The organism is Caballeronia calidae (genome assembly GCF_900044055.2).
GTDB classification, from domain to species: Bacteria; Pseudomonadota; Gammaproteobacteria; order Burkholderiales; family Burkholderiaceae; genus Caballeronia; species Caballeronia calidae.
The window spans coordinates 1-5,389 of the sequence record NZ_FCOX02000168.1 but is presented as its reverse complement, the minus strand read 5'-3'; the positions used below and the strand labels follow the sequence as shown (position 1 = coordinate 5,389).

The 5,389-nt window shown below is 53.2% G+C and carries 2 tRNA genes and 3 rRNA genes; all 5 read right to left on the bottom strand.

The annotated features are described in order from the left end of the window. Window positions 1-9: 9 nt before the first annotated feature. A 5S ribosomal RNA gene (gene rrf, locus AWB78_RS41335) occupies window positions 10-123 on the bottom strand. 172 nt (window positions 124-295) lie between these two features. After that, window positions 296-3,178: ribosomal RNA gene (locus AWB78_RS41330) — 23S ribosomal RNA — on the bottom strand. Between the two features lie 286 nt (window positions 3,179-3,464). Then, window positions 3,465-3,540: transfer RNA gene (locus AWB78_RS41325), tRNA-Ala, on the bottom strand. A gap of 45 nt (window positions 3,541-3,585) precedes the next feature. Beyond that, a tRNA-Ile gene (locus AWB78_RS41320) sits at window positions 3,586-3,662 on the bottom strand. Between the two features lie 62 nt (window positions 3,663-3,724). Further along, window positions 3,725-5,256 (bottom strand): 16S ribosomal RNA (locus tag AWB78_RS41315). The 16S, 23S and 5S rRNA genes sit together here with 2 tRNA genes alongside, the layout of an rRNA operon. Window positions 5,257-5,389 lie beyond the last annotated feature (133 nt).

The window sequence follows — 5,389 nt, the reverse complement described above, 5'->3', positions numbered from 1 at the left end:
GCATGAGGAGCCTGACGATTACCTACTTTCACACGGGTGATCCGCACTATCATCGGCGTGGAGTCGTTTCACGGTCCTGTTCGGGATGGGAAGGGGTGGTACCGACTCGCTATGGTCATCAGGCATGACTTGTTGTTGCCTCGTCCGGGGACGATGCAACCAATCTGGGAAGAAGTAGAAGTGTTTGGGTAGTGACTGTGGGCACAGGCGACACTCAACCAGCGTTCCCCTACGGGGACTTGTCCCGGCAAGCGCTGAAGCGCTCACTTGAGACTGACGCAAACACACTGGTTATAGGATCAAGCCTTACGGGCAATTAGTATCAGTTAGCTCAATGCATTACTGCACTTACACACCTGACCTATCAACGTCCTGGTCTGGAACGACCCTTCAAGGGGCTCGAAGCCCCGGGGATATCTCATCTTAAGGCGAGTTTCCCGCTTAGATGCTTTCAGCGGTTATCTCTTCCGAACATAGCTACCCGGCGATGCGACTGGCGTCACAACCGGTACACCAGAGGTTCGTCCACTCCGGTCCTCTCGTACTAGGAGCAGCCCCCTTCAAATATCCAACGCCCACGGCAGATAGGGACCAAACTGTCTCACGACGTTTTAAACCCAGCTCACGTACCTCTTTAAATGGCGAACAGCCATACCCTTGGGACCGGCTACAGCCCCAGGATGAGATGAGCCGACATCGAGGTGCCAAACACCGCCGTCGATATGAACTCTTGGGCGGTATCAGCCTGTTATCCCCAGAGTACCTTTTATCCGTTGAGCGATGGCCCTTCCATACAGAACCACCGGATCACTATGACCTGCTTTCGCACCTGCTCGACTTGTCGGTCTCGCAGTTAAGCACGCTTATGCCATTGCACTATCAGCACGATTTCCGACCGTACCTAGCGTACCTTCGTACTCCTCCGTTACACTTTGGGAGGAGACCGCCCCAGTCAAACTGCCTACCATGCACTGTCCCCGACCCGGATCACGGGCCAAGGTTAGAACCTCAAACAAACCAGGGTGGTATTTCAAGGACGGCTCCACCGAAACTAGCGTTCCGGTTTCATAGCCTCCCACCTATCCTACACAGATCGGTTCAAAGTCCAATGCAAAGCTACAGTAAAGGTTCATGGGGTCTTTCCGTCTAGCCGCGGGGAGATTGCATCATCACAAACACTTCAACTTCGCTGAGTCTCGGGAGGAGACAGTGTGGCCATCGTTACGCCATTCGTGCAGGTCGGAACTTACCCGACAAGGAATTTCGCTACCTTAGGACCGTTATAGTTACGGCCGCCGTTTACCGGGACTTCAATCAAGAGCTTGCACCCCATCATTTAATCTTCCGGCACCGGGCAGGCGTCACACCCTATACGTCCACTTTCGTGTTTGCAGAGTGCTGTGTTTTTATTAAACAGTCGCAGCCACCAGTTTATTGCAACCCTTTCACCCTCCTGGCGCAGGCCAGTCAAGCTACAAGGGCGTACCTTATCCCGAAGTTACGGTACCAATTTGCCGAGTTCCTTCTCCCGAGTTCTCTCAAGCGCCTTAGAATACTCATCTCGCCCACCTGTGTCGGTTTGCGGTACGGTCATTGTTAGACTGAAGCTTAGAGGCTTTTCTTGGAACCACTTCCAATTGCTTCGCTTCCGAAGAAGCTCGCGCCACACCCTTGAATTACGTGCCCGGATTTGCCTAAGCACCTTCTCCAATGCAGCGACCGGGACTTCCAACACCCGGACAACCTTCCGCGATCCGTCCCCCCATCGCATCTAACAATGGTGCAGGAATATTGACCTGCTTCCCATCAGCTACGCATTTCTGCCTCGCCTTAGGGGCCGACTCACCCTACGCCGATGAACGTTGCGTAGGAAACCTTGGGCTTACGGCGAGGGGGCTTTTCACCCCCTTTATCGCTACTCATGTCAGCATTCGCACTTCCGATACCTCCAGCATGCCTTTCGACACACCTTCGCAGGCTTACGGAACGCTCTCCTACCACACGTACTTACGTACGTATCCGCAGCTTCGGTGACTGGCTTGAGCCCCGTTACATCTTCCGCGCAGGACGACTCGATCAGTGAGCTATTACGCTTTCTTTAAAGGGTGGCTGCTTCTAAGCCAACCTCCTGACTGTTTTAGCCTTCCCACTTCGTTTCCCACTTAGCCAATCTTTGGGACCTTAGCTGGCGGTCTGGGTTGTTTCCCTCTTGACACCGGACGTTAGCACCCGATGTCTGTCTCCCGTGATTGCACTCTTCGGTATTCGGAGTTTGCTATGGCGTAGTAATCCGCAATGGACCCCACAACCATGACAGTGCTCTACCCCCGAAGGTGATACACGAGGCACTACCTAAATAGTTTTCGGAGAGAACCAGCTATTTCCAAGTTTGTTTAGCCTTTCACCCCTATCCACAGCTCATCCCCTAACTTTTCAACGTTAGTGGGTTCGGTCCTCCAGTACGTGTTACCGCACCTTCAACCTGGCCATGGATAGATCACTTGGTTTCGGGTCTACGCCCAGCAACTGATCGCCCTATTCGGACTCGCTTTCGCTACGCCTGCCTTAATCAGTTAAGCTCGCTACTGAACGTAAGTCGCTGACCCATTATACAAAAGGTACGCCGTCACCCGTTTCCAGGCTCCGACTGTTTGTATGCATGCGGTTTCAGGATCTATTTCACTCCCCTCCCGGGGTTCTTTTCGCCTTTCCCTCACGGTACTGGTTCACTATCGGTCGATCACGAGTATTTAGCCTTGGAGGATGGTCCCCCCATCTTCAGACAGGATTTCACGTGTCCCGCCCTACTTGTCGTACCCCTAGTTCTTTCCTACTGTTTTCGCTTACAGGGCTATCACCTGCTATGGCCGCACTTTCCAGAGCGTTCAGCTAACAATAAAAATAAAGAGTACAGGCTGGTCCCATTTCGCTCGCCACTACTTTGGGAATCTCGGTTGATTTCTGTTCCTGCGGTTACTTAGATGTTTCAGTTCACCGCGTTCGCTCCTCATGACCTATGTATTCAGTCATGGGTACTCCATTCGGAGTGGGTTTCCCCATTCGGACATTTGTGGATCAAAGCTCGTTTGCCAGCTCCCCACAACTTTTCGCAGGCTACCGCGTCCTTCATCGCCTGTGATCGCCAAGGCATCCACCACATGCACTTGTTCGCTTGACCCTATAACGAGTGTGTCTGCTTTCACAGCCACTTCCGTCATAGGTTGAGTATTCGCGTTGTGCCGTATTCCAAGTCATCGTTAAGATCACTTTTCATACTTGATACAATCACTACCCTGAGTAATTACTCACGCCCATCTCTAAGCGCTTTCGCTACTCTCTTTACTACTTCTTCCAGATTGTTAAAGAACGTTTAGCCGATAAGCTCTACCACTTGCTTACGACATCAACTGGCTACAATCGCCAATGCAAAGCATTCAGGGACCTGAACACTGTGCATTGAGGATTGGTGGAGGATGACGGGATCGAACCGACGACCCCCTGCTTGCAAAGCAGGTGCTCTCCCAGCTGAGCTAATCCCCCTACGTGCCTGACTTCGGATAAGTACCTCGTCAGCCACCGCCCGGGTGGTGGGTCTGGTTGGATTCGAACCAACGACCCCCGCCTTATCAAGACGGTGCTCTAACCGACTGAGCTACAGACCCTTAGCCTGTCTTAACCACAGCCGATAAGCGTGAGCACTTGATAGTGTCGTGCGAAGCTCGAGAAAGGAGGTGATCCAGCCGCACCTTCCGATACGGCTACCTTGTTACGACTTCACCCCAGTCATGAATCCCACCGTGGTAAGCGCCCTCCTTGCGGTTAGGCTACCTACTTCTGGTGAAACCCACTCCCATGGTGTGACGGGCGGTGTGTACAAGACCCGGGAACGTATTCACCGCGGCATGCTGATCCGCGATTACTAGCGATTCCAGCTTCACGCAGTCGAGTTGCAGACTGCGATCCGGACTACGATCGGTTTTCTGGGATTGGCTCCACCTCGCGGCTTGGCAACCCTCTGTTCCGACCATTGTATGACGTGTGAAGCCCTACCCATAAGGGCCATGAGGACTTGACGTCATCCCCACCTTCCTCCGGTTTGTCACCGGCAGTCTCCTTAGAGTGCTCTTGCGTAGCAACTAAGGACAAGGGTTGCGCTCGTTGCGGGACTTAACCCAACATCTCACGACACGAGCTGACGACAGCCATGCAGCACCTGTGCGCCGGTTCTCTTTCGAGCACTCCCGCCTCTCAGCAGGATTCCGACCATGTCAAGGGTAGGTAAGGTTTTTCGCGTTGCATCGAATTAATCCACATCATCCACCGCTTGTGCGGGTCCCCGTCAATTCCTTTGAGTTTTAATCTTGCGACCGTACTCCCCAGGCGGTCAACTTCACGCGTTAGCTACGTTACTAAGGAAATGAATCCCCAACAACTAGTTGACATCGTTTAGGGCGTGGACTACCAGGGTATCTAATCCTGTTTGCTCCCCACGCTTTCGTGCATGAGCGTCAGTGTTGGCCCAGGAGGCTGCCTTCGCCATCGGTATTCCTCCACATCTCTACGCATTTCACTGCTACACGTGGAATTCTACCTCCCTCTGCCACACTCAAAGCCTGCCAGTCACCAATGCAGTTCCCAGGTTAAGCCCGGGGATTTCACATCGGTCTTAACAGACCGCCTGCGCACGCTTTACGCCCAGTAATTCCGATTAACGCTCGCACCCTACGTATTACCGCGGCTGCTGGCACGTAGTTAGCCGGTGCTTATTCTTCCGGTACCGTCATCCTCCACCGATATTAGCGGCGAAGTTTTCTTTCCGGACAAAAGTGCTTTACAACCCGAAGGCCTTCTTCACACACGCGGCATTGCTGGATCAGGGTTGCCCCCATTGTCCAAAATTCCCCACTGCTGCCTCCCGTAGGAGTCTGGGCCGTGTCTCAGTCCCAGTGTGGCTGGTCGTCCTCTCAGACCAGCTACAGATCGTCGCCTTGGTAGGCCTTTACCCCACCAACTAGCTAATCTGCCATCGGCCGCCCCTATAGCGCGAGGTCCGAAGATCCCCCGCTTTCTCCCTTAGGTCGTATGCGGTATTAATCCGGCTTTCGCCGGGCTATCCCCCACTACAGGACACGTTCCGATGTATTACTCACCCGTTCGCCACTCGCCACCAGGGTTGCCCCCGTGCTGCCGTTCGACTTGCATGTGTAAGGCATGCCGCCAGCGTTCAATCTGAGCCAGGATCAAACTCTTCAGTTCAAACCTGTTACTGTTTTCGGTTCCGTAGAACCGGTCGCTCACTCAACGTACTGACGATGATTTATTCCATCCAAAGATGAAAAAACCTTCCTCTGATACTTCGTGTGAGACTCTTGATTACTTTTGCTATTGC